Here is a 22,028-nt window from a genome sequence, read left to right on the forward strand (position 1 = left end):
GAGGAATAAATATGCCAAGAAAGGCATTGGAAGGTTTAACAGAATCCATGTTCTATGTCCTCATGGCTTTCAATCAAAAACCAATGTGCGGTATTGATGTTGCCGCATTTATTGATCAAAAAACAAAGGGGCAATTACAAATTGGTCCTGCAACCTTATACACTATTTTAGGAAAATTTGAAAGTGAAAAATATATAAGAGAAACTGAAGTTGTTGGACGCAAACGAACTTACCACATTACAAAGATAGGGATCGCAGCATATCAGACAGAAATCATTCGACTGCGCCGATGCTTGGAAGATGCCGAAAGCGAGAATTCCACCGAGGAGAAACTATGAAAATCAAGAATTTACAAAGAAAAAAATATACTTACCGCCTGCCACCTTGTCCGAATTATGATGTAGAAGGAACTGAAAGCTGGCTTTCTGATATGGCAAAAAAAGGATTCCTTTTAAGCAGAGACGGATTCTTCGCCGGCCTTGCAATCTTTGAAAAAGCAAAACCCTGCACGATTCGTTATCGCTTAGAACCGATTTCTAAAAAATCCCGAATTTTGATAGAAAATGAGAATGAGCCTACTGATGAAGTGATTGCATTAAATGAATCTTACGGCTGGAGCTACATTGCATCACGAGGGCAATTTTACATTTACGCTTCCAGCCAGCTGCATGCACGTGAATTGAATACCGATCCAGCAGTTCAAGCCATTGCACTTAACATGGTAAAAAAGAAGGAACGCACCAATATGATTATTTGCTTCTTTTGGCTTATGCTGTATCCAATTCTGTTTTTACGGGGAAATCTAATGCTGTTAGCCGTCCATATAGGAGCATGGTGGGCCTTATTAAGCGTTCTGTTATTCTTTTGGATTTTGTGGCGTTCGTGTGCTAGATTCCTTTACCTTAAAAAGCTAAAAAAGCGCTTAACATTTGGTGAAATGCCGAATCACAAAAAAGATTGGAAACGCCATGCCCGCACCCATCAGTCTCTTGAGGTGGTTTTCCACCTCCTCATCTTTACTTGGCTTGTCCTCGTTTTTGCTGGATGGAGCAACGAGAATACAGCAGCAAACGTGCAATCTTTAAACGATTATAAGGGGCCTATCCCCTTTGCAACCATGAGAGATTTTGCCCCTAATGGCACTTACCATCAAAATGACTTGAACCTAAACAATCGCTACAATGTTATTAAAACTCGTTCCAGATGGCTTTCACCGACGATGATCACGTTCCGTGAGAATGCAACAATCAAACTGGATGGCAACAAAGCCATAACCGGTGGTTTGCTAATCAATTATTATGATGCAAGGTCCCCATGGATCGCTCGGGAAATCGCACGTGAATATGTGGTTGAAGCAAAGCATTCAAAGAATTGCACCATACAGCAGATTCAGGATTTGGGGATTGATTTTTCTGTTACTTACACCGAAATTTTTCCAGCTGTAATTATCCAGCAGGGAAATAAAGTTATGCAGGCTACTTTTTATCAAACCTCTCCCTCCTATACATTAGAACTCGATGAGTGGGCTCAAATTCTTGCAGACAGCATAAAATAATTTAATAAAAAGAATCCAGTTTTATTTCATTGTTCCTATAAATAATGTCTGAAATCCGTTTACTTCCTTTTATATCAAAATTCGAAAAATTATCCATCGTTAATACGGCTGCATCATAAAGGGATACACCTCCTTTATCATTATCCGTAACAAGCAGGTCTCCGTCTTGCTTGGAATAAGTAAACGCCACTACTTGTTCTATAGCCGGATCAAAATATGCCGCATGCGACCGATGAATGCCGGAGCCCCATGAATAAGTAAAATACAGCTCTGCTTTCCCGTCCTCGTTCAAATCATTAAGCACCATGCTTGTTATTCCAAACCCACCAAACCATTCACCTAAAGGATAAATCTCTCCCTCATACAGTAAAAACGACGCACAAGAAGCACCATATTTAAAAATCTTGTAATCTGAATTTTTCTCGATATATTCTGGTGTTATGTTATAACATAGGTCATCCGTATATTGTGATTGAAATCCTTTCTGTAAAGCTTGAAATGCTTCAACGCCATCTGTTTTCCCTCGTATTGATCTGCGCAAAGGGATTTCTCCGTCAAAGTTTTTTATTTTATAAATACTCCAAAAACTTTCTCCTTGCTTCGTATCATCAGCATTATAAAAACTTGCAATCCAAACCTCATCGTCCATCTGATAAATCCCATAATTTCTTGCATCCGGCAGATCCGTCAGCATATATCGGTATCGCTCTTTATAGTCGGAGATATTAGGAAGACTTGAGAATTTTATAGAAAAAGAATCCTCAAACGCTTGCTCCTCTACTTTCTCTTTATTATAAGAAACTGGAAATTTTCTCTGTTCTCCATTCTCGTCGGTCACGATAAGGAAATCCGGTGTTAAGGTATAATACTCCTTAAAGTCCTTAAAAGGCATGAAAGAGCTGAGTGGATTCATATAAAGCGCTTCTTCAAATATATAGTTTCCCGTTATCTCGCCGCCGCTCATACCTTCTTTTATTTGCTGCACAGGATTTGCGGCACAGGCAACTGTTGTCATGATACAAAGAATTACAGCAAGAACCGATACCCATCTCTGTGGCTTTTGAAAGCTCAATACGTTTTTTATTCGTTGCCGTATCCCAATTTCGCCAAAGAAAAGCGGGCTTTCTGCCAAATGCCGTCTATTTGCTGCAAAAGACAATAATGACATGCTATACGCATATGCGATCCCCTTTCCTCCTTCTGATAGCACTTTTTCATCACAGCTCATCTCCATATCTTTTACCATAAGCCGATATGCCAGCCATGCAAGAGGGTTAAACCAATGGCAGAGCAAGACCAAAAAACTGAAAAGCTTTATAAGATTATCTTTTCGTTTTAAGTGATACCTTTCGTGCATTAAAACAAACGTGCGCTCAGTTTCTCCCAATCCGAAAGGAATATAAATTTTAGGATGGATAAATCCCAAAAGGAAGGGTGAGCAAATTTTATCAGACTCATAAATATTTTCTTTCCATAATACCGCTGTATCCATACGATTTTTTAATCGAACATAAGACACAAAGTTATACGTGAGAAGAATCAAGATTCCCATCAGCCAAATACTACTTCCAATGAAAATCCATATCTGCATAGGATTCGCACTTGCATATGGAGCAGGAGCCGGTAAGCTTTCACTAAGAGCAGCATTCATAGCCGGAATCCCAACCGTTACCTTCGGCGTAGTCATAAGCCCTATATTCGCAGGAATATAATTTAAGCCTGCACCACTTCCACTCTGTGCCACCGTCATATCAAAAGGCTTAATCTGAAAAAGACTGAACATCGAAGAAAAGGAAACCGGGCAAAGGAAGCGAAACAGTGCAATTGACCATAACACGTAAGAATATTTTTTCGGAGCTTTTCTTAAAAAAAGACGAATCGCAAGTAATACAAAAACGACATAGCTTGCTGTAATGCTCATATTGCATACTTTTAAAAATAGTTCGTCCATATTCACCTCTCCTTGTGCGCATCAATGAGGCGTTTCAATTCATCTGCTTCTTTCCTTGAAATCGTCTTCCCACCCAGAAATGAAGTGAGAAACTGCGGCAGGGAACCTTTAAACGCCCGCTCTACAAAGCATTCACTTTCAAAAGCCTGCACCTCTTCTTTTGAAACAATTGCACTCACAATCGTGTTTTCATTTTCTAGAAGTCCCTTCTCAGACAGTTTTCGAAGTACGGTATAAGTCGTTGACTTCTTCCATCCAAGTTTTTCCTCACACAATCGCACAAGTTCACCGGATGCCAGCGGTTCATTTTCCCACACAACCAGCATAAAACGATAATCACTTTCACAAAGCTTTAAATTCTCCATTTTATCCCCCAATTTGGTTTATAGTTATAAACCTCTTAATTAGTCTATAATTATAAACCAAATTTGTCAAGATAAAAAGAAAGATTTATTTCCCTTTCATTCGAAATTCTTTGGTAAGGTTTTTATTTACCACAACCCATATCGTTGCCTGTCTTTTTACACTTTCATCGTCTTCATCAATGAGTATTGGCTGGCTTAAATTAACGTACACCTCACCATCTTCCCATGCAAATTTTATGACTGCCTTTTTCGCATAGGGGTCTGTATAAATCCCTGTGACTTTCGCACCTGCAAGATTGAGCTGCTCTATCGCAGCCGTAACCGGATCTTCAAGAATTTCTTTGCTCCCCTCATTGTAGTCGGAATTGTCATCTGCCTGAAGCTGGTAAGCCGCAGCAAATTCGATCAGTTCCGGTACACCGAATCGATACGCTTCCTCAAACTCTGCTTTCGACGAAATTTCATCAAAGTACTTCCAATTGTCCTGTGATACCTTATAGCCGCTTTTGTCTTTATTAACCGTAATCGTCTCCTTTGCCACGAAAACAGTCGGGCTTGAGGTTCTGTAATAATAATAAATATCAGCAGAAGAGTCATCAAGGATATTTATCACATAATCTTTATTCCAAGGCCAAGGGCTGGAAACGCCCATCCAATAACCGCCACCCTGCGTATGTTCTCCAAGGGTTAAAAATAATTCTTCATTCTCACACATTTCATAAATGCTCCTTGCATCTCTTGCAGAATATGCATCCGCCCATTTTACAGTAAAATCATTGAAAGCGTGTTCTTCCTGCCCACTGATCTCCTTCACATACTCCGGTGCTGAGGTAAACGTAAATCCAGCTGCCAAGGCCGCAATTAAGATTACTATGATTAAGGTAGAAGCTTTTCTCTTTTTATTTCTTGCGATCAGTATCATTCTCTCCTTCATCCCCTCTGCATTCTCATGCATACTTGACGCCACTTGTAACACATTCTTTTGATTCGTTTGGGTACGGATTAAATCGACCAAAATCCTTCTGTAATTCAGCCGTTCTTTCTGATTCATTTTCTTCATTACTTCATAATCACAAGCCAGCTCGCAATCTCTCTTTGAGATAATCGCGGCAGCCCAGATCAAAGGATGGAACCAATAGAAAACCAATACGGCTCCCCGCACCGCAGACCATAACAAATCATGCTGTCTGTAATGACATAATTCATGCAAAACGGCATAGTGAAGCTTTCTCCCATCTTCTGCAACGTCAGTTGTTACATAGATGACGGCTCCTCTCCTATGCCTCACAAGACAGGGAGAACACAGTTCATCCGATATATATACCGGTAACGATTTTCTCTTACGTGTTTGCATATTGCCGAAAGCAAGTGTGTCTGTGTCTAGAATTGGTTCACCGTCCAATCCAACTGACATAAGAAACGTACGTTTTTTGATCAACTGTCGATTAAAGTTAAAATTAACCCACAGAAACCACAATCCAAAAGCAACCGCACCAATGATCCAAACTGTCAGAAATACAAGCTGCCAATCGATCGACGAAATGAAAGAAAGCGCACTTGCATTCCTCATCGCATCTGTTTTTATGCTGTCTTCCGAAAGCATATCATTAAAAATAGTTCCTTGCTTTGGAGCAAAAATGAGTTGTTCTGCTTCAGATGCTCCATGTATTGTTCCTGCAACTGCTTTTGCTGCATGCATTACGCTCAGCCTGCTCTCTGGCATCTTTGAATTCAGCCAGCTGATGGGCAGCATTCGAAGAACAACGAGACTCCAAAGGCCATATTGCATTTTCGGGTTGATCTTTCCTAGAAATGTAAACCTTATAGCAAGTATGATTAAAATCAATACCGATGAAGATAGGATGATATCTATCATTCTGCTTCCTCCTCTGCCCGTTTTAAGATGGCATACAACTCGTCAATCTCCTTCTTTGATAAGGTGTTTTTTTCAACCATCGTATTGACCATTAGTCCCAAGCTTCCCGCATACACCTTCTCAAGGAAATTTTCCGTTTCTTCTAACGCTGTTTCTACTCTTTCGACAATCGGATAATATTGCTTCGCTCTTACCCCTTCCTCATATTTCACAGCTCCCTTTGCTTCCATTCGCCCAAGCATGGTAATAATCGTGTGCTTACTCCAGTCTTTGGATTCTTTTAACTCCGCTGTAAGCTGTGTAATGGTTTTAGGCGCTTCATTCCATAGTATATTCATGATGTTCCATTCGCCATCTGACAAATTAATCTTTTTCATTGATGTAATCTCCCTCTTAAGTAAACAACTGTCTACCTAACAGTAGCACACGAGGTATACATACGTCAACCTTTTTTTGCGCCCTATATTTTATGCTTTCCTTTACGTCTTCCGTTCTTGTTTAAATGCTTAACAAGCAGATAGCGTGCAACCGCTCAAAGGGAATTTGTATTCCAAAAACTATGATCCTATAAGGATGTAGTGACTTTTTATAAAAGTAAAAACAAGCATATTATTCATTTCGAACAACATACTTGTTTTCTTAATCGTTTCCTATTAAAATGTCAGCTTTAACGGTCTGCAATTCCTCGATTTAGAATAAACGATCCGAATTTTCATCTGCTTAAACATGCTGGTGCTTTTGTACAAAAGCTACAAACGACTCTGCCTGATCTTTTAGGTAAGGGGCGCTCTCCTTCAATACAAGGCGTCCTTCTTCGTCCAGCTGCTGCATCGCATTCGGTACTGTCAAGCGAGGTGCATTCATTACATTCATATTTAAAAAACTAATCAGTGAAATGAGATGATCCTGTGCAATAGCTGTTCCCGACATGCCCGGAGTAATTCCACTGACGGCTGCCGGCTTCCCTGCAAGCACCTGTGGTTCACTCTTGCTGATCGGTCTTGAAAGCCAGTCAAGAAGATTTTTTAAAACACCGGGAAAATAATGGTTATACTCCGGTGTAAAAAACCAAATGCCATCCGCTGCTTTTACCGCATCACGTACACGTCGAACAGAATCGGGTGCCGGAAATTCAATATCCTGATTCATAAAAGGAATATCTTCATAATTCAGCAGCTCAAAATCTACATTTTCTCCAAGCACATCCTTAGCCAGCAAAGCGAGTTGACGGTTATAGGAATCCTTTCTCAATGAGCCAATTATGGCAATTATTTTCAATTTTTTCATATTTTTTCCTTTCCTCTATTCATAAGCCGCAAAACTCGGCCGCAAATAATCTTTTTTTCATACAGGGGAACCTGCTTTTATCTTTTTCAGTATCCCACTTATTTATGCTTTATAAATTCTCCTCTGCGCAGCTCTTCAAAGGCATTTTCCAATTCTTCTTCGGTATTCATTACAATCGGTCCGCCCCATGCAATCGGCTCATGCAACGCCTTTGCCGAAAAGAAAATAAACCGTGTATCGGAATCTTCCTTTGCAGATACGGAAATACAATCGCCTTCTTCAAACAAAACTGCGGTTTTTGATGGAATCATCTGCTCATTAATCTGTGCATCGCCTTCAATGAAAAATACAAAGACTGTCTCATCTGACTTCGTCGGAATCTCAATTGTTTTGCCACGCTGAAGCTGAATATCAACGATAGAAGCAGGAATATGTCTGGGAACGACACCGTTTGCATCCTCAAAAGTTCCGGATAAAACACGTATTTTAGCGTTATCCTTCACAATTTCCGGCATCATTTCCTTTGTCATGCTTAAATAAGCCGGCTCTACCATCTTTTCTTTCTGCGGAAGGTTCAGCCAAAGTTGGAATCCAAGCATCCGTTCCGATGGCTTCGGCATTTCCTGATGTAAAATACCGCTGCCCGCTGTCATCCATTGACTTTCACCCGCATGGATTATGTCTTTGTTCCCTAAGCTGTCTTCATGCTCAATCTCACCGGAAATCAAATAAGTAATCGTTTCAATTCCTCTGTGTGGATGCATGGGAAATCCGGCTGTGTAATCTGCAGGGTCTTCTGAATCAAAAGAATCCAGCATTAAAAAGGGATCAAAGTCCTTTACATCCCTGTTTCCAAGTACCCGAACCAAATGGACACCCGCACCGTCAACAGCTCTCTGTCCGCGAATTGTTTTTCTAATTTCACGTTTTTTCATATCCGTGTCATTCCTTTCTTAAAGAAGATTATCATAAAAATTTTTCTTTTTTATATTTCATTCTCACCATTTTACACAGCAATCCATTGTGCAGTCTAAGTATTACTTTATCGTTTTTTAAGCCTTTCCTATTTGAGTCTTTCTTTTTTAATTATACCCTGTCTCTTATCTTTCAATCTCTTTTCGTAGCTTTTCTTCTTTTCTTATTTGTTTTATGCCAGACAACCATACATACTCGATTAAAAAACATCTGAAAAATAATTCTTCCTTGATTTTTGCACGCAATAAAGCGGTCAATACAAACGGAAAAAACGGGCCGGCGCAAAAAAGCACCAGCCCACTTTTATTTTACGATTTTTTGTCTATACTCTCTCTGCCCAGATAATAAGATTCAATTGCAATCACCCATTTACTATTGTTATTCAATATTATTTCCTTCAACTGATTTTCTGTCTCTTTTTCTAACACCGAGTCCTTCGTATATTGAATATTTACTTTATTACTCATGAAATCGCCTTCCTTTTTACATTTACATATGCTGTTACTATTATTTTTTTGCGGAAAGAATATATGTTCTTATTTAAAGTAAAAATTTCACTTTATTTACGTACCCTTCAATCCTCCTATTCAAATATTTCCGGTACCGGTTAGTTCATTATATCATGAAACTCAAACTGTTCGATATCATAGTTTCGTGTCGTATGTTTTTTATAAACAAAGAATTGCATATTCGACCCAGCTACGTCATCTGAATGCAGTTTCCCTATTTCGGTTCTTGATAAGTAAGTGCACTTTCACTATCGTTCATGCCCATTGTAGTCGGGTCAATCAATATTCCTAAAGCAGCCAGGAAATTCAAGAATACGCTGATAATTTGTATGATTTCATTTTCTGAAATAGAAACGGTGATATCGAATATACCAAATATTTGGTATATAAATGTTACCGTGCAAGCAAACAAGGCTGTTAAGACAGCCTTGTTTTTAAAACGTAATTTCCAATTAATCTTCATGTAAATGCTCCCTTCCGATATGTTCATTGATTCGATGATGTGCGGATTTTGTAGACTGTTCAACAACGGCTAGTACTTTACCCTGATCTTCAACTTTTTCTTCCAGCTTGTCCACCCTTTTGCTGATTCCCAGCAGAGCATCTAATTTTCCGTTCACAGTTCCCCGCCATTCCGAATCTGTACCAATCCGATTGTCTCTGCCTGAAATCCATCCGGCCAAGCCAACAAAACACCCTATAATTGCAATTAATAAAAAAATTGTCTGTATATCCACCCATTCACCCACTTTTTACTTTTTTGACCTCTGAATCATGGAAACGACTTCCTGACGGGTCGTATATCCGCCCGGCCTGCTCCCGTCGGTATACCCTAATCCTTGTGCATCGCTCCAAACTTCTTGAAAGCATTCTGCCACCTTGCTTTCTCTGCCCTCTAAAATTTGCTTTATTTCCTCTTTTACAATTTTTCTCGTCTCTTCTTCCGTCAAATCTTCCACCTTCTTTACAATGTTTTTTAGATAAGGCTCCGGATCAATTCGCAGCCCGCCTACAATTAGCTCTAAGTGTAAATGCATCGCCATGTTTCGAATTGTCTTTGTGCTGGCTCCCATCAGCCCGATTGGCTGTCCTGCCTGTACTTTTTCCCCCACTCTTAACGGTGATTTCGTTTTTAAATGCTGATACAGCGTTTTAAAATTTCCGTGATCTATGATAACTACCCAGCCACGGGTATTATTCCAGTAATTGTTCGATATCGTCCCATCGGCGACGGACAAGATCTCTGTTTCAGCCTTCGAAAAATTCCTGCCAAGATCAATACCTCTATGGTAAGTACTGGCACCTTCTAACCCTGTATTTCTGAATCCGAACCGGCTGGTAATCCGCAAGGGAAAAACTGGCAGGCTGTTAAACTGTATTTTCACTTTTCCTCCTTCCCCCTTTTGAGAAAAGAAAAAGCGAAGGAGATTGAAATTCCTTCGCTTTTTTTCTTTTAAAATTTTAATTAAGCACTACTCTATCTTTCTACTAAATTACTTTAAGGCTACATAATTGTATAAAAAACACGCCATATTGCGTGCTGTTTAACAACTAATTAGTTTATTGAATAATACTCATTTCTTTTTTCACCGCTTCTAAATACCTTCCAGGAACTTCATCAATAGTATTTAATCCTGAATCAACTTTATATACCCATAGTTTGACCATTTATTTTCTCCTCCAATTTATCAATTCTTTGCAATGCCATGACTAACGCTTCTGCAATCTCATCTTTATCCATACTTGTAAATGTAGTCAATTCAGCAACAGATTCTAAATCTTCTATAATAGGTTCATCTTCTTGTTTTGCTATTTGTTTATTTTCATAATACCATTTAGGACCCATTCTCAAATATTTTGATTTCAAAGTCATTCACATCATGTCCATTATTTTCTATTTCAAGTTTTATCTTTTAAATATCCATAATTTACCTTATTTTAATTTGAATTTTCTAAGATTACTTTATATACATTTAAACTTGCTGTTCCTCCATATGTTGTATATGAAGATAAACCTAATACTTTTATATAATATTTACCAGTTAAATTTGAAATGTTTATAGCATTAACACCCCCATCTTTTGATATTAAAAGGGACGCTACTTCTCCATTCTTTGACGCTGTATTATCATTTGATATAGCCATATAGTAGTCCACACCTGCTCTTGAACTACTTCCCGATCCCCTATCAAATTTCACATAATTAAATTCAGATAAGTCTACTTTATTAGCAGTGCAAAATCCAGCATATGCAGTTCCTGATGTAGGCATAAATGTATTTGAAGACATTTTTTCATTTGTAATACTTCCTTCACATGGACTATACGACTCTATATATTCCCAAGGAACTACTTGTCCTGCATTAAATAAATCTTGAAATAGACCCTGTAATATTAGCCCCTCCAGCTTTGTTTTATCTTCTTTGCTCATCAACCCATTTATAATATTCGTTGCAATTGGAATATTATCTATCTTATTTGAAACATTAGTAAGTTGTTCAGCCAATTCCTTACCCTGTACCGCATCCAACGCCTTACCCGGTACAGTTTCGTCAAGACTGTTAACCACTGTTACCGATGCTGGAATTTGGTCTGTTGTTGCAATTGGTTTTTCGCCTATCTTTGGTGTGCCTGTGAAAACAGGATCGGTTATTGGTGCTTTGGAATCTGCTTTTTCGTTTAGATTTTTTAGTTCTGTGTCAATAATATCCATATTACCATTTTGAACCTCAACATCGTAAAAATCCGTTGATTCCGGCTTTGTCAGGTTATAATTTTTCGTTTTTCTACTCATTATGCAATCACCTCATTTCTTAATTTTTCATGTATGTATTTCAATCTGACTGAACTGTACACTCATCGTGTCAATGTCCGTCCAATATAAAATTAAGTGCAACTGTTTTTACCTTTTTTGTGGTGTTTCAATTACACTTATATCGTACCAAAAACACGCTTGATTGCGTTTTTTAAGTTGCTTATTTAATTACCATACACTTCTGTGTAAGCTCTAATCTTACACTCTTCAACGTAAGTATTGTATGTATCAAATGCGACTTTGCACTGCTCATTAGTCATGTCCGACAAATACTCTCTCATGATTTTGTTTTCTTCGTCATAACTGTACTTTTCGTGTATGTACTGGATAGACAACGTATCATATCTCTGTTGTAGTTCTTCCAGTGTTGGTTTCAGCTCGTCTGATGGGGCATCATAGTATTTATAATGCTCACTAATCTTGATACCATCTTTATCATAGTCAGTAACAAGCTTTTTAAATTTTCTATTCTCAAACTCGTCACCAATTCCAATAGGTAATCCCTCACAGCAGATCGCTCCTGTTGATTTTGCAAAATCTTTGTCCGATACGATGACGTTGGTTATTTTATTGTTTTCTATAATTGCATAATCCATTCTATTCACCCTCTTTATCTATTAAAGCGTAACGCAACAACACCTTGATAGCCAGCTCCCTGCCCTCTATCATATCCCCATTCATTATCTCCGGCAGAACCTCCACCAGAACCATAATATGTTGCTGATTTACCGCCTACACCTTGTCCAATTTCTTTTCCATCATTTAATTCCCCACCGGCACCTCCACCTTTCCGTCCACCATCACCGCCTAGAGTGTGTGTCTTATCACTATTGAAGGCTCCACCCGCACCTCCTCCTGCACTAGCTTGCATTGACGAATCTCCAAAAATCCGCGTACTGGTTCCCTGTCCTTTACCAGCATTCTTACCACTACCGCCAGCTCCATTAGACCCACCAGCTCCACCTTCGCCATTAGACAACCATCCTCCACCACCAGAACCGCCGTTAATACCATTACCACCCGGAGCAGTGATTGAATTAGTCCCTATATCCAAAGATGAACCACCACCATTACGTACACCTTCACCAGCCGCACCACCTTGACCAATTACAGCTCGATAATAACTAGTCTTTATTTTAGATATTGGGTATGTGACATTTGTTACGTACCCTCCACCACCCCCTCCCAAACCTCTTTGTCCGGATGAACCACCACCAACAACACAAGCCTGAATATTACTAAAATAACTCAAAGCTCCCATATCAAGACTACCTGAAACAGAGGATCTTAAAAACACATCTTTTACATAACCAAATGCATTAACAATAAGTATTTTGGTTCCAAGTGTCAAAGTAAAAGATTTATTCGTTCTTTCAAATGGCATATTTGGAACAACAGATTGTATTAATGTATAAGTCCCAAGAGGAACAAAGAACGTCTTATTTTGACTAACTCCATCGGTTGTAAACTTAAAATTTACACCAGTTCCAGATAACGTAAATCCATATTGTTGTGGCACCGGTGTATTAGTATCTGGATAACACAAATTAATCTGAATATAACTAACATTATCAGCCATAACAAGACCACCAGCAATTTGTAACGCCTCATCCACAGACTCTACCCCACCGTATAATGCTTTTGTTTCTTCTGACAGTGTACTTAATTCTTTAATCTCATTAATAGCTCCCACCACTGTCTTATTACTTGCATTTAAAGCACTATCTGTTTTGGGTTGTAAATCCGATAAAGATGTTTTTACCCTCCCAATTGCTGCCTCTACATTTGGTGTATCTCCTATTCCTAAGTCAGTTGCTAGCTGAGATGATATCTTTCTTGATTCTTCCATTATTTGTGCATCTGTTTTTCCATTGATCTTTTCTGCATTATCTACAACGCCGTCACCGTTTTTGTCATAAGTAGACTTAGACATATCCCCCGCATTCTCATTCGCTTTTTTTAATTCCTCATCGATAATATCCATATTACCATTTTGAACCTCAACATCGTAAAAGTCCGTTGGTTCCGGCTTTGTCAGGTTATAATTTTTCGTTTTCTTAGCCATTATACATTAACCTCATTTCTTAATTTTTCATGTATGTATTTCAATCTGACTGAACTGTACAATCATCGTGTCAATGTCCGTCCAATATAAAATTAAGTGCAACTGTTTTTACCTTTTTTGTGGTGTTTCAATTACACTTATATCGTACCAAAAACACGCTTGATTGCGTTTTCTAAGTTGCTTATTTAATTACCATACACTTCTGTGTAAGCTCTAGTCTTACACTCTTCAACGTAAGTATTGTATGTATCAAATGCGACTTTGCACTGCTCATTAGTCATGTCCGACAAATACTCTCTCATGGTTTTATTTTCTTCGTCATAACTGTACTTTTCGTGTATGTACTGAATAGATAGTTCATCGTACTGCTGTATTTTCTCTTCATCGGTCAGTGGTGGCTTTTCTATTTCAATCACATCTACTAATTGCCCATTTTCTACTACGAAATCATAGTGGGGATACAATCTCTGTATTTTGTTTGCTAAGTCTGATTCATCCTCAACCACATAGAGAGCTTTACCAGTCCAGTCTTCGTTGGGGTGCATTGAGTGTGTCTCAAACCCCTTATTGCTTAGTACAATCATTTTATAACCTCCTAAAAAAATGCAATCCAGCTGTATTGATAGTTGCCATGGTCCATAATGACGGATGGTGACACATTTGGCTTATCATGTGAAATAATCATTCCAGTACTTGTCCACTGCAGTTTCACGCTCGTAGTGTAGTAGTCGGCGGATGACGATACAGAAGCATGCGTGGCGGCATGCGTTGTAGGATAAACCCCTATTACTAAGTCCTCGGGTAGGGCACGACTTAAGTAATCCCCACTCACTAATGTACATGCTGTAACCATCAGCACTTTCGGTGTTACTCCTACGTAAATAATTCTTGATGTCCCATTTAACCCTGTGTATGATCCTGTTGCAATCCTAGTCTTGGTATTTGCAAGGTTTATATTTGACGTAATTAAATCCCTAGCTGCTTGTAACACCTTGTCTACATTTGCATTATCAGTAGATAGTCCATAAGCTACTTTAACCGCTTCACTAACAGACATTGCAGTAGAATCTAAATTATCAACTTTATTAGTTACCTCGACAAGTTTTCCATCTAATTCCTTTCCCCTCACTGCATCCAACGCCTTACCCGGTACTGTTTCAGTTAGAGCATTAACCACCGTTACCGATGCTGGAATTTGGTCTGTTGTTGCAATTGGTTTTTCGCCTATCTTTGGTGTGCCTGTGAAAACAGGATCGGTTATTGGTGCCTTGGAATCTGCTTTTTCGTTTAGATTTTTTAGTTCTGTGTCAATAATATCCATATTATCATTTTGAAGCTCAACATTGTAAAAGTCCATTGGCTCCGGCTTTTTCAGGTTATAATTTTTCGTTTTCTTAGCCATTATGCAATCACCTCATTTCTTAAAAATCCATATGTGTAAGATGCTAATTTTGCGTGTGTAAATTTCTCTAAAGTTGAATGCTGGTTGTACTCCAAACTCAGATCAATTACCTCATTTCTCAAAAATTCATGTGTGTAAGATGCTAATTTTGCATGTGTAAATTTCTCTAAAGTTGAATGCTGGTTGTACTTCAAACTCAAATCAATCACTAAATTTGCCGGTACAACCCTATGCAACAATAAATCTACATCATCGAAATTTGATTTCACAGTCAATGCTACCTTTACAATCAATTTATATTCATCTTCTTTTAATTCAACCGTATAGCCACTTTTCCCGCAAATGGTTTCCAGTTGCTGTAAAAGCATACGATAACTATACGGAAGCTTTTCATTCAGTCTCGTTACAATGCGAAACTTTCTCTCTTCTAATAAGTCCGTACCTTTTGGCAAAATCTTTAAAATAGATTCCCACCGCTTTACACCGTTTTCTGTTGCAGATTCTACATACTGATCGTCTGCGACAAGTTGTATCGCATGATACAGCTTCACCATCTCTGTCGTTTCTGCTTCGGTGAGTTCCTTAAATTCTAAAATCTCACCCATAATCTGCGGTAAATAATTAACTAATTTTATTTTCCTATCCAGCGAACTCACCCCGTTTCGGAATACTGTCTGCATCCAGTACCAAATTCTTCTCTTCTCCATTGATTGCTGTTTTAGAAATATCTAGAATCCCGGGTATATTTAGAAGACGTGTTTCAATCTGGCTGACTCTTACAATCACCGTATCACTATCCGCCCAATCCTGAGCTAATTCTGTTAAATATTGGTCAACTGTCTCAAACACATAATCTTTTACGTCATTCCATTCCCATCCATCTTGATAAGTGATCGCTGTCGAAATAGGAATCACTGATTCTTTAACGCCTTCTACAGTAACGATATGACCAATGGGTGCAATGCCGAGTCCTTTCCCCTGATTTTGAATGGGATCTATCTCTGTTTGAACAATAGAAATCAATTCACTGCTTGGTTTTTGATATTCCGAATTAATCAGAACCAATTTTACGCTGCCACCTCCATTCCATGCCGGATAGACCTTCACGCCACCCACTCCGCTTATTGTAGAAACTTTTCCCTTGTAATCTTGAATGTTTCCTCCAAATGCTTTTGTATCCAGGCTGTCATAATATCTTTTTCTTAAATACTCCGTATCCTCTTCATCCTCACCGGGAACCAACAATTCTGTTAGTCTGGCAAAAGTCAGTCCTTTGATATAGTCAATTGGAATCAAATTTCCTGTTTTGCTGTTGCCGATTCTTCCTGCCGTTTCACACTGCATTTTATAAACTCCAGTTTCCATTTTTTCAATGGCAGTGTAATTTAATGTATCCAAGCTGAATCGGTGTCCAATCGGTATATCTGTATTAAATTCTCCTTTTAGTATTGCTTGTGTTGCTTCGTATGGAACAATACCTCTTTCCGCTGCTCTCTTAATCAAATACGTTCGGCTTGCTGTATCGGCAAAAGTTTCATTTAAAATAACATCTAACTGAATATAGGCATTTTTTAATTCTGCCGCTGCCGGCGCAAGTGCATCATAAATGATTGATCCTTCTCTCTTGTCCACATTGTTTGACACCTGGTCAAGCATGCGCTTTAAAAGGGTCTCATAAGTAATGGATTCAAACATTAATAACTTACCTCCTTTTCCGCTTTCACATCTCCGAAAATGGTATGAACTGTAAATGAAACTAACATACTGCTTCTTTTGGTTTCAAAAGAAAAAGCATCTACGCTTAGAATCCTTTGATCCTGCGTCAATGCTTCTGTAATCCTTTGTTCCAATTCCGGTGCGATATAAACCATTGGCTTTCCAATTAATTCAGTGAGCTCTACACCATAATTCCAGCTGTAAATGATGTAATTATAACGCTCCGTACTGAGAATTTTATAAACCGCCTGCTCCATCGCTTCCCTACCGTCTACAAATCCAAAAATCCGATTTTTAGAAATGTGATAGGTCTTGCTTGTTGATATGACATCGAGGGAAAAGTCCTGCCTCAAATCATCTGTTCGTTCTGGTATCATCTCATCACCCTATCCTATCTAAAACAATAAATCTCTGTCCGCCCTGCATACGAATCATAATGACCTTTTCACCGCTTTGTAGTCCATTTAATACGCGGTATTTTTTTTTCCCTTTATACTCATGCTTATGTGCAGGTTCCCTATTTGTATTGGTCGTCCCGCTCCCACCGGAAGTACTGACACTATGGCTATGCTCATAAGCTCCAGACAGCTCTGTCTCGTGAAGCATCTCCATTTCTACGTCATAGTTCGTAACATTTCTTGCACATACCAGAAACGGCTCTTCCAGCAACAACTTCTGTTCTACCAATATTTCCAACGGATTTGTATTCTGCACGGTTCCATAAACGAGGTTTACGGGTTTTCCTTCTTCAAATGCATCAGAAGAAGCTTGTTTCATAATTTGAAGTAAGTTAGGCACTAAAATCACCTCCAATCAATGAGAGATCCATCTGATGCACATCTGCAGATATTGTATGCTTTACCTTTTCCACAATCATATAAGTATTTGCTACTACATCTCCCAGATCCAAGCTAACCGAAAGCAAAGAGCCTCCTCTTACCCTGATATCTCCAAATGCTTTAGAAACGCTTAAATTCCTTGTTTTTCGGTTATACATAGAAAGTAAGTTTTTCGCTTTTTCTTCCGCATTCTGTGGATTATCTACCTTTTCTGTATGCTGTAAAACCCCCCATCTTTTTATGGAAGCAGCATCTTCTTGAGGATGGATTTTTAAATCACCGGTTTTTTCGCTTTCATAAAACAGCTTAATTCGATTATATGTCTTACTGTCTATACTTGAAGCATAGTCAAAATCCTCTGCAGTATTTTGATTGATTAGAATATCCAGTTTCATATCTTTGATATTTTTCAGTGTCAGTTTCCTGCAATCATCGTATAAAACATACAACTCTTTTTTTGCCTGTTGTGTTTCATTGAGTGCATTTTTAATGATATCAAATAAGGTCTTATCTTGTTCCAAACGGTCTGCTATCACATACTTCGTATCTTCGATTTCGCCAACCTCCATGCCAAATATTTTAGCTAGTTTTTGAATCAAAGCACTGGCTGTTATTTCTTTATATTTTATAACATCTTTATTTTTCAAATATCTCAGCTGATCGTATGCGGTCACACTGATGAGACCATCTTTATTTCGTTTCTTTGTAAAAATAAATCCATAAAAAACCTTTTCTTTATTTACATACAACATTAGATGATCTCCTTCCTGAAAATTTAATCCTGCATCTTTCTGCACTGAAAAAGTAAGCTTTCCAGGTACACCCTGACGCTCTGTCTCCCACGAAATCGGTTCTTCCACAACGGGCTGGTAATTCAATCCATTGTGTTCAATTATTAATTCAATCTTATTCAAAACGTATCACCTGCCCGGGGTAAATTTCATTTGGATTTGTAAGTCCATTTAAAACAAGTATCTTACTGTAGACTTTTTCGTCTCCCAGTTCTTTTTTGCAGATACTCCAAAGCGTATCATTTGGCTGTACCGCATACGTCTTATTTGTCACCTTTGCCTCTCTTTGCACTTGCTTTTCCAATGTCACGTCGCCCGTTTCTTTATTTTCACTTACATTGACAAGAATCGTTCCGTAGGTAACATATTGCTTCAAGCGAATGGAAACCATAATATCAAATCCGTTTGCAGCATCTTCTTCAATTGTATATTCTTCTAATGTCACATTCTTTGATATGTTATAGCTGTACGTTCCATTTAGCTGTTTCCGATTTACTAAAAATATAAATGGCTTTCTTCCCTGCTTCAATAGTTCCAGCTTTTTTAAATAAAATTCCGGTGACTGAAAACCAGTTGGATATACAGCAAAAGGGTACGGTTGCGCTGGAAGCAGTGAGCTGAATTCGATTTCTGTCAATCCGGCAATTTTAGGAATATTCACCTCTTGTCCGGAAATCAAATTAATCGTCTTATTTTGATTTGACATCTTCATTTTCATCTTTTGCGGCGCAACCGGAAGCTGCATATCATCAAGAATAAATTCGTACAAGATTACACCCCCTCTGCGGTTGAAACCAGCATTTCATACGTCTTATCTTCCAGCTGTGATATGATACCGTCAATATCGAGATCACTATTAACGTTTGCCGTTGTCTGCATCGTAACGTTCAAGTCCGCTGTTGTAAATCGATTGATTACTTCACGCTCTGCGACGTCTCTGAGATACTTCAAATCCTCTCCGCTCATTTCCATAGTGTTTGCCATTTTTCCTGTATTGTCGGCTGTTTGATTTAAGGAATCTGGGATCGAATTATCCTGACTAAAAAGATCCGTTACTTTGTTCTGCAAACCGGCTCCCATCTTATTTCCTTTATCCCATGCATCTGTATAGCCTTTATAATCGAGTTTCTTAACATATTCAACCCAACCAGACTCATCCTTAACCTTTTCCTGTGCTTTCTCTAATTTCTCTTTAAAACTATCTAAACCGCTGGTGATATTTACTTTTACACCTGGTATTTTATTAATAATAGTTTCAATTGCACTCGCCAATTTTTCAATATATCCTAGGATATCAATAGCCATGTCATAAAATGCAACTTTCACCGCACCGATAGGATTATTGAAAACATTACCTAAGAAGTTCGCAATCATCGCAAAAGCATTATACAATGGAACTATAACTGTGTTATACAAAAATGCTCCCAATACATAGAATGCACCCATAATCATTCCTGTAGCAGACAAGCTTGACCCTGTGAATTTATTAATTGCAGCTATTACAGCGTAAAATATTGCAATTAAAGCAATGATGGCTATAATAATCCATGTGATCGGACAAAGTGCAAGTGCCGCATTTAAACCTTCCGAAGCAAGCGTCATAGCAATAATTGCTGCCGTCTCAGCCCAACTACAAATTGTTTTCCACGCTATTGCTGCTGCATTTTTTACTGTTTCCAGCCATGCAACACCCATAACTGCATTGTATGCGACAATTGCTGCAACTACCCCCATCACTATCGGTCCCAATATGCTCCATGAATTTGCCAGAAGATTAATAAAATCTAATAGTGGGCGTGAAACCTTCATAACACCGTTAATGGCTGCATTTAACACATCCCCCCAAGTCATTGGTGTTGCAGAAAATGCTGTATTTGTATCTTCCGCCATCTGGAATACGGAATTTTTAACCGCGGAAGCTGTCAGTGAGCCCTGCTCTGCATAAGATAGGATAGAGCCTTCTGCCAACCCCATTGCAGTTTCTATACTTCTTCCCAGACTCGGTGATACTTCTAAAATAGAGTTCAATTCCTCTGCTTTTACAGCACCGTCTGCCATCGCCTGCGAAAGCTGCATGATTGCAGTAGACTGCCGCTCGCCGGAAGCCCCGTCAATTTTAAATATCTTATTCACCTGTTCTGCAAAGGCTATTGTTTCATCACTTGTTTTAAATGTTTGTGTATTTGCTCCCATCGTTGTGACTGCAGATGCCATATCAAAATATCCGGTTCTCGATCTCTGCGCACTTGCAAATACTTTATTCTCCAACTCCTTTGTCGTTTGGCTCCCATCATTTGTCGTGTTTAATTTTGCTCTGGTTTGAATCATTTTATCTGAAGTCTGTACTGCACTCATGGCAACTTGTGCCACATCAATTTTAGACAGCATACCGCTCAGCTTTCCTGCAGCCCCTTGACCTGCTTTCATATCCTGATTCAGATTGATCTGCTGCATATCGGCTCTTTCAAGCGTTGCCGCCACTTTTTGAACACTCTTGTCCAGCGCGGCAATGGATTGATTGACTGAACCAAAATTGACACTTGCCGTATGATCCATGGTGACATTTAACGTATTAAAAACATTTTTTGTCTTTGTAGCAGCTAATGAAATATTGTTAATTCGGTTAGAAATATTATTAAATTGATTCGAAAGATTCAGTGCATTTAAAATTGTTGCCATTCCCTCACTCCCTTCCTTTCTTATACAAATAATAAAATGAACTCCTGTCAGTTGTATAAGAAAAACGCTTTGAAATTGAAGCACTTTGCTGCATCCCCAAAGCGTTTTATTTTATTTTTTCCTTGCTTTTTTTTCCTCTCTTTTTTCTGCCTCCATGCGCAATTGAATGGAAGCATAAATAAATGCTTTCTCTTCCCGTCTCATTGCTAAGAGTACACTCGGCAGAATTCTTAACTTGTGGAGAGCATAATATGCGAAATTTGCTTCCGCATCACCCTCCTCTATTAGTTTTTTGCTTCATCCACCAAATCTTCCATCGTTTGGTCATAACCGCTTATTTTTTGCACCTTTTCAAGATACTCTGCGTATTCCCCTGCTTTCAGCATTGTCTTCAATAAGGAATCTGCTCCTAAAACACCATACGCTTTCTGTAAAGTTGCATCATTTAAATTAGGATAAACGGTGCATGTAGCCGCCAGCTCCCCAAGATAGCGATTGATATCCGTTTCATTGGTATATTGTCCTCTTTTCCCCGGTACCGGAACCGATCTTGTACACTTTTTTCGTATTACCTCATCCTCTTCACCAGTCAAAGCACGAATTTCCCATTCTACAGGCTTGCCATTTTCTCCGACAAAACGTTTACTTGCCACTACCTTTGCATTTTCTTCTTTGATCGGGTTTAAAAAAGCATTTAAACTACTCATAATTTTTCTTTCTCCTCCGCTTTACACCATGCCATTCAATAGATTGAACTTTTCCGGTATTTCAAAATCTTCAAAGGTAAATTCCATCTCTTCATCTAAATATTCTGCACCGGCATCAAACTTCGTCAAAATTCCACCATCTACATTGCAGTCTTTCAAAATTACGGTCTGTCTTCCTAAATCGGAAGTCGGATCTTCATTGGTCACCTGAATATCAAAATAGATATCTTCACCACTCTCTTTGTATTTATAAAGAAGTTCTCTAAATATGGACGTGTTGTAATGGAAGGTCGCACTTCCGGTTCCCTTCCATCCAGTCGCTTTATTTCCTTTTCCTGTTTTCCCAAGAATCGGAACCTCCGTCTTCGTCTTTTCTATCTTCGCTTCTAAATTAATCGCATGCATAAAGTTATAGCAATTTCCGTCAATGGTTAAAAAGCACTCGGCTAAAGAACCGCTTACCGCATCTTTTGAGTTCATAAATTTCATAACATACC

Annotated in this window: 27 protein-coding genes; 2 read left to right on the forward strand and 25 right to left on the reverse strand. The window is 38.6% G+C overall.

The features are described from left to right. Positions 1-11: 11 nt before the first annotated feature. Positions 12-338, forward strand: coding sequence for a PadR family transcriptional regulator (locus U5921_RS02805; protein WP_324824962.1), 327 nt, complete (start codon positions 12-14; stop codon positions 336-338). Then, the gene (locus U5921_RS02810; RefSeq protein ID WP_324824963.1) at positions 335-1,555 is read left to right on the forward strand and encodes a DUF2812 domain-containing protein; all 1,221 of its coding nucleotides are present in this window, start codon (positions 335-337) and stop codon (positions 1,553-1,555) included. The genes U5921_RS02805 and U5921_RS02810 overlap by 4 nt, the downstream gene beginning before the upstream one ends. 1 nt (position 1,556) lies before the next feature. Here the strand turns inward: U5921_RS02810 and U5921_RS02815 are convergent, their stop codons facing one another. From U5921_RS02815 to U5921_RS02935, 25 genes are all read right to left on the reverse strand, one after another. Beyond that, positions 1,557-3,506, reverse strand: coding sequence for a M56 family metallopeptidase (locus U5921_RS02815; RefSeq protein ID WP_324824964.1), 1,950 nt, complete (start codon positions 3,504-3,506; stop codon positions 1,557-1,559). Between the two features lie 2 nt (positions 3,507-3,508). Next, complete coding sequence (locus U5921_RS02820; RefSeq protein ID WP_324824965.1) at positions 3,509-3,871, reverse strand: BlaI/MecI/CopY family transcriptional regulator; 363 nt, start codon at positions 3,869-3,871, stop codon at positions 3,509-3,511. 85 nt (positions 3,872-3,956) lie between these two features. After that, positions 3,957-5,747 (reverse strand): M56 family metallopeptidase, encoded by a 1,791-nt coding sequence (locus U5921_RS02825; RefSeq protein WP_324824966.1) that lies wholly within the window; start codon positions 5,745-5,747, stop codon positions 3,957-3,959. Then, positions 5,744-6,124: a BlaI/MecI/CopY family transcriptional regulator gene (locus tag U5921_RS02830; protein WP_324824967.1), complete on the reverse strand. Its 381-nt coding sequence runs from the start codon at positions 6,122-6,124 to the stop codon at positions 5,744-5,746. Before U5921_RS02830 ends, U5921_RS02825 begins: the two co-directional genes overlap by 4 nt. A 343-nt stretch (positions 6,125-6,467) precedes the next feature. Beyond that, the gene (locus U5921_RS02835; RefSeq protein ID WP_324824968.1) at positions 6,468-7,034 is read right to left on the reverse strand and encodes an NADPH-dependent FMN reductase; all 567 of its coding nucleotides are present in this window, start codon (positions 7,032-7,034) and stop codon (positions 6,468-6,470) included. Between the two features lie 98 nt (positions 7,035-7,132). Continuing rightward, complete coding sequence (locus tag U5921_RS02840) at positions 7,133-7,969, reverse strand: pirin family protein (RefSeq protein WP_324824969.1); 837 nt, start codon at positions 7,967-7,969, stop codon at positions 7,133-7,135. A 348-nt stretch (positions 7,970-8,317) separates the two neighbouring features. Further along, positions 8,318-8,476 (reverse strand): hypothetical protein, encoded by a 159-nt coding sequence (locus tag U5921_RS02845; RefSeq protein ID WP_324824970.1) that lies wholly within the window; start codon positions 8,474-8,476, stop codon positions 8,318-8,320. 256 nt (positions 8,477-8,732) lie between these two features. Then, positions 8,733-8,981: a phage holin gene (locus tag U5921_RS02850; protein WP_324824971.1), complete on the reverse strand. Its 249-nt coding sequence runs from the start codon at positions 8,979-8,981 to the stop codon at positions 8,733-8,735. Next, complete coding sequence (locus tag U5921_RS02855) at positions 8,971-9,255, reverse strand: hypothetical protein (RefSeq protein WP_324824972.1); 285 nt, start codon at positions 9,253-9,255, stop codon at positions 8,971-8,973. The genes U5921_RS02850 and U5921_RS02855 overlap by 11 nt, the downstream gene beginning before the upstream one ends. A gap of 15 nt (positions 9,256-9,270) precedes the next feature. After that, positions 9,271-9,903: a M23 family metallopeptidase gene (locus U5921_RS02860; RefSeq protein ID WP_324824973.1), complete on the reverse strand. Its 633-nt coding sequence runs from the start codon at positions 9,901-9,903 to the stop codon at positions 9,271-9,273. Positions 9,904-10,163: 260 nt separating this feature from the next. After that, the gene (locus tag U5921_RS02865) at positions 10,164-10,391 is read right to left on the reverse strand and encodes a hypothetical protein (protein ID WP_324824974.1); all 228 of its coding nucleotides are present in this window, start codon (positions 10,389-10,391) and stop codon (positions 10,164-10,166) included. Positions 10,392-10,456: 65 nt separating this feature from the next. Beyond that, a complete protein-coding gene (locus U5921_RS02870; protein ID WP_324824975.1) occupies positions 10,457-11,311 on the reverse strand; it encodes a hypothetical protein in 855 nt (284 codons plus the stop codon). Between the two features lie 185 nt (positions 11,312-11,496). Continuing rightward, positions 11,497-11,928 (reverse strand): hypothetical protein, encoded by a 432-nt coding sequence (locus tag U5921_RS02875; protein WP_324824976.1) that lies wholly within the window; start codon positions 11,926-11,928, stop codon positions 11,497-11,499. A 14-nt stretch (positions 11,929-11,942) separates the two neighbouring features. Beyond that, the gene (locus tag U5921_RS02880) at positions 11,943-13,397 is read right to left on the reverse strand and encodes a hypothetical protein (RefSeq protein ID WP_324824977.1); all 1,455 of its coding nucleotides are present in this window, start codon (positions 13,395-13,397) and stop codon (positions 11,943-11,945) included. 185 nt (positions 13,398-13,582) lie between these two features. Continuing rightward, positions 13,583-13,981, reverse strand: a complete 399-nt coding sequence (locus U5921_RS02885) for a hypothetical protein (protein ID WP_324824978.1) — start codon at positions 13,979-13,981, stop codon at positions 13,583-13,585. 11 nt (positions 13,982-13,992) lie between these two features. Beyond that, a complete protein-coding gene (locus U5921_RS02890; RefSeq protein WP_324824979.1) occupies positions 13,993-14,799 on the reverse strand; it encodes a hypothetical protein in 807 nt (268 codons plus the stop codon). Continuing rightward, positions 14,799-15,479, reverse strand: a complete 681-nt coding sequence (locus U5921_RS02895; RefSeq protein ID WP_324824980.1) for a putative phage tail protein — start codon at positions 15,477-15,479, stop codon at positions 14,799-14,801. The genes U5921_RS02890 and U5921_RS02895 overlap by 1 nt, the downstream gene beginning before the upstream one ends. Further along, positions 15,439-16,494: a baseplate J/gp47 family protein gene (locus U5921_RS02900; protein WP_324824981.1), complete on the reverse strand. Its 1,056-nt coding sequence runs from the start codon at positions 16,492-16,494 to the stop codon at positions 15,439-15,441. Before U5921_RS02900 ends, U5921_RS02895 begins: the two co-directional genes overlap by 41 nt. After that, positions 16,494-16,892 (reverse strand): DUF2634 domain-containing protein, encoded by a 399-nt coding sequence (locus U5921_RS02905; RefSeq protein WP_324824982.1) that lies wholly within the window; start codon positions 16,890-16,892, stop codon positions 16,494-16,496. The genes U5921_RS02900 and U5921_RS02905 overlap by 1 nt, the downstream gene beginning before the upstream one ends. 4 nt (positions 16,893-16,896) lie before the next feature. Next, the gene (locus tag U5921_RS02910) at positions 16,897-17,313 is read right to left on the reverse strand and encodes a DUF2577 domain-containing protein (protein ID WP_324824983.1); all 417 of its coding nucleotides are present in this window, start codon (positions 17,311-17,313) and stop codon (positions 16,897-16,899) included. After that, a complete protein-coding gene (locus U5921_RS02915; protein ID WP_324824984.1) occupies positions 17,306-18,268 on the reverse strand; it encodes an XkdQ/YqbQ family protein in 963 nt (320 codons plus the stop codon). The genes U5921_RS02910 and U5921_RS02915 overlap by 8 nt, the downstream gene beginning before the upstream one ends. Further along, on the reverse strand, positions 18,261-18,914 hold the full coding sequence (locus U5921_RS02920) for a LysM peptidoglycan-binding domain-containing protein (protein ID WP_324824985.1): 654 nt from the start codon (positions 18,912-18,914) through the stop codon (positions 18,261-18,263). Before U5921_RS02920 ends, U5921_RS02915 begins: the two co-directional genes overlap by 8 nt. A gap of 2 nt (positions 18,915-18,916) precedes the next feature. After that, positions 18,917-20,824, reverse strand: a complete 1,908-nt coding sequence (locus U5921_RS02925) for a tape measure protein (RefSeq protein WP_324824986.1) — start codon at positions 20,822-20,824, stop codon at positions 18,917-18,919. 284 nt (positions 20,825-21,108) lie between these two features. Then, a complete protein-coding gene (locus U5921_RS02930) occupies positions 21,109-21,531 on the reverse strand; it encodes a phage tail assembly chaperone (protein WP_324824987.1) in 423 nt (140 codons plus the stop codon). 21 nt (positions 21,532-21,552) lie between these two features. Next, positions 21,553-22,020, reverse strand: coding sequence for a phage tail tube protein (locus tag U5921_RS02935; RefSeq protein WP_324824988.1), 468 nt, complete (start codon positions 22,018-22,020; stop codon positions 21,553-21,555). Between the last annotated feature and the right edge of the window lie 8 nt (positions 22,021-22,028).

The sequence above is a fragment of the Sinanaerobacter sp. ZZT-01 genome, from assembly GCF_035621135.1.
GTDB lineage: Bacteria > Bacillota > Clostridia > Peptostreptococcales > Anaerovoracaceae > IOR16.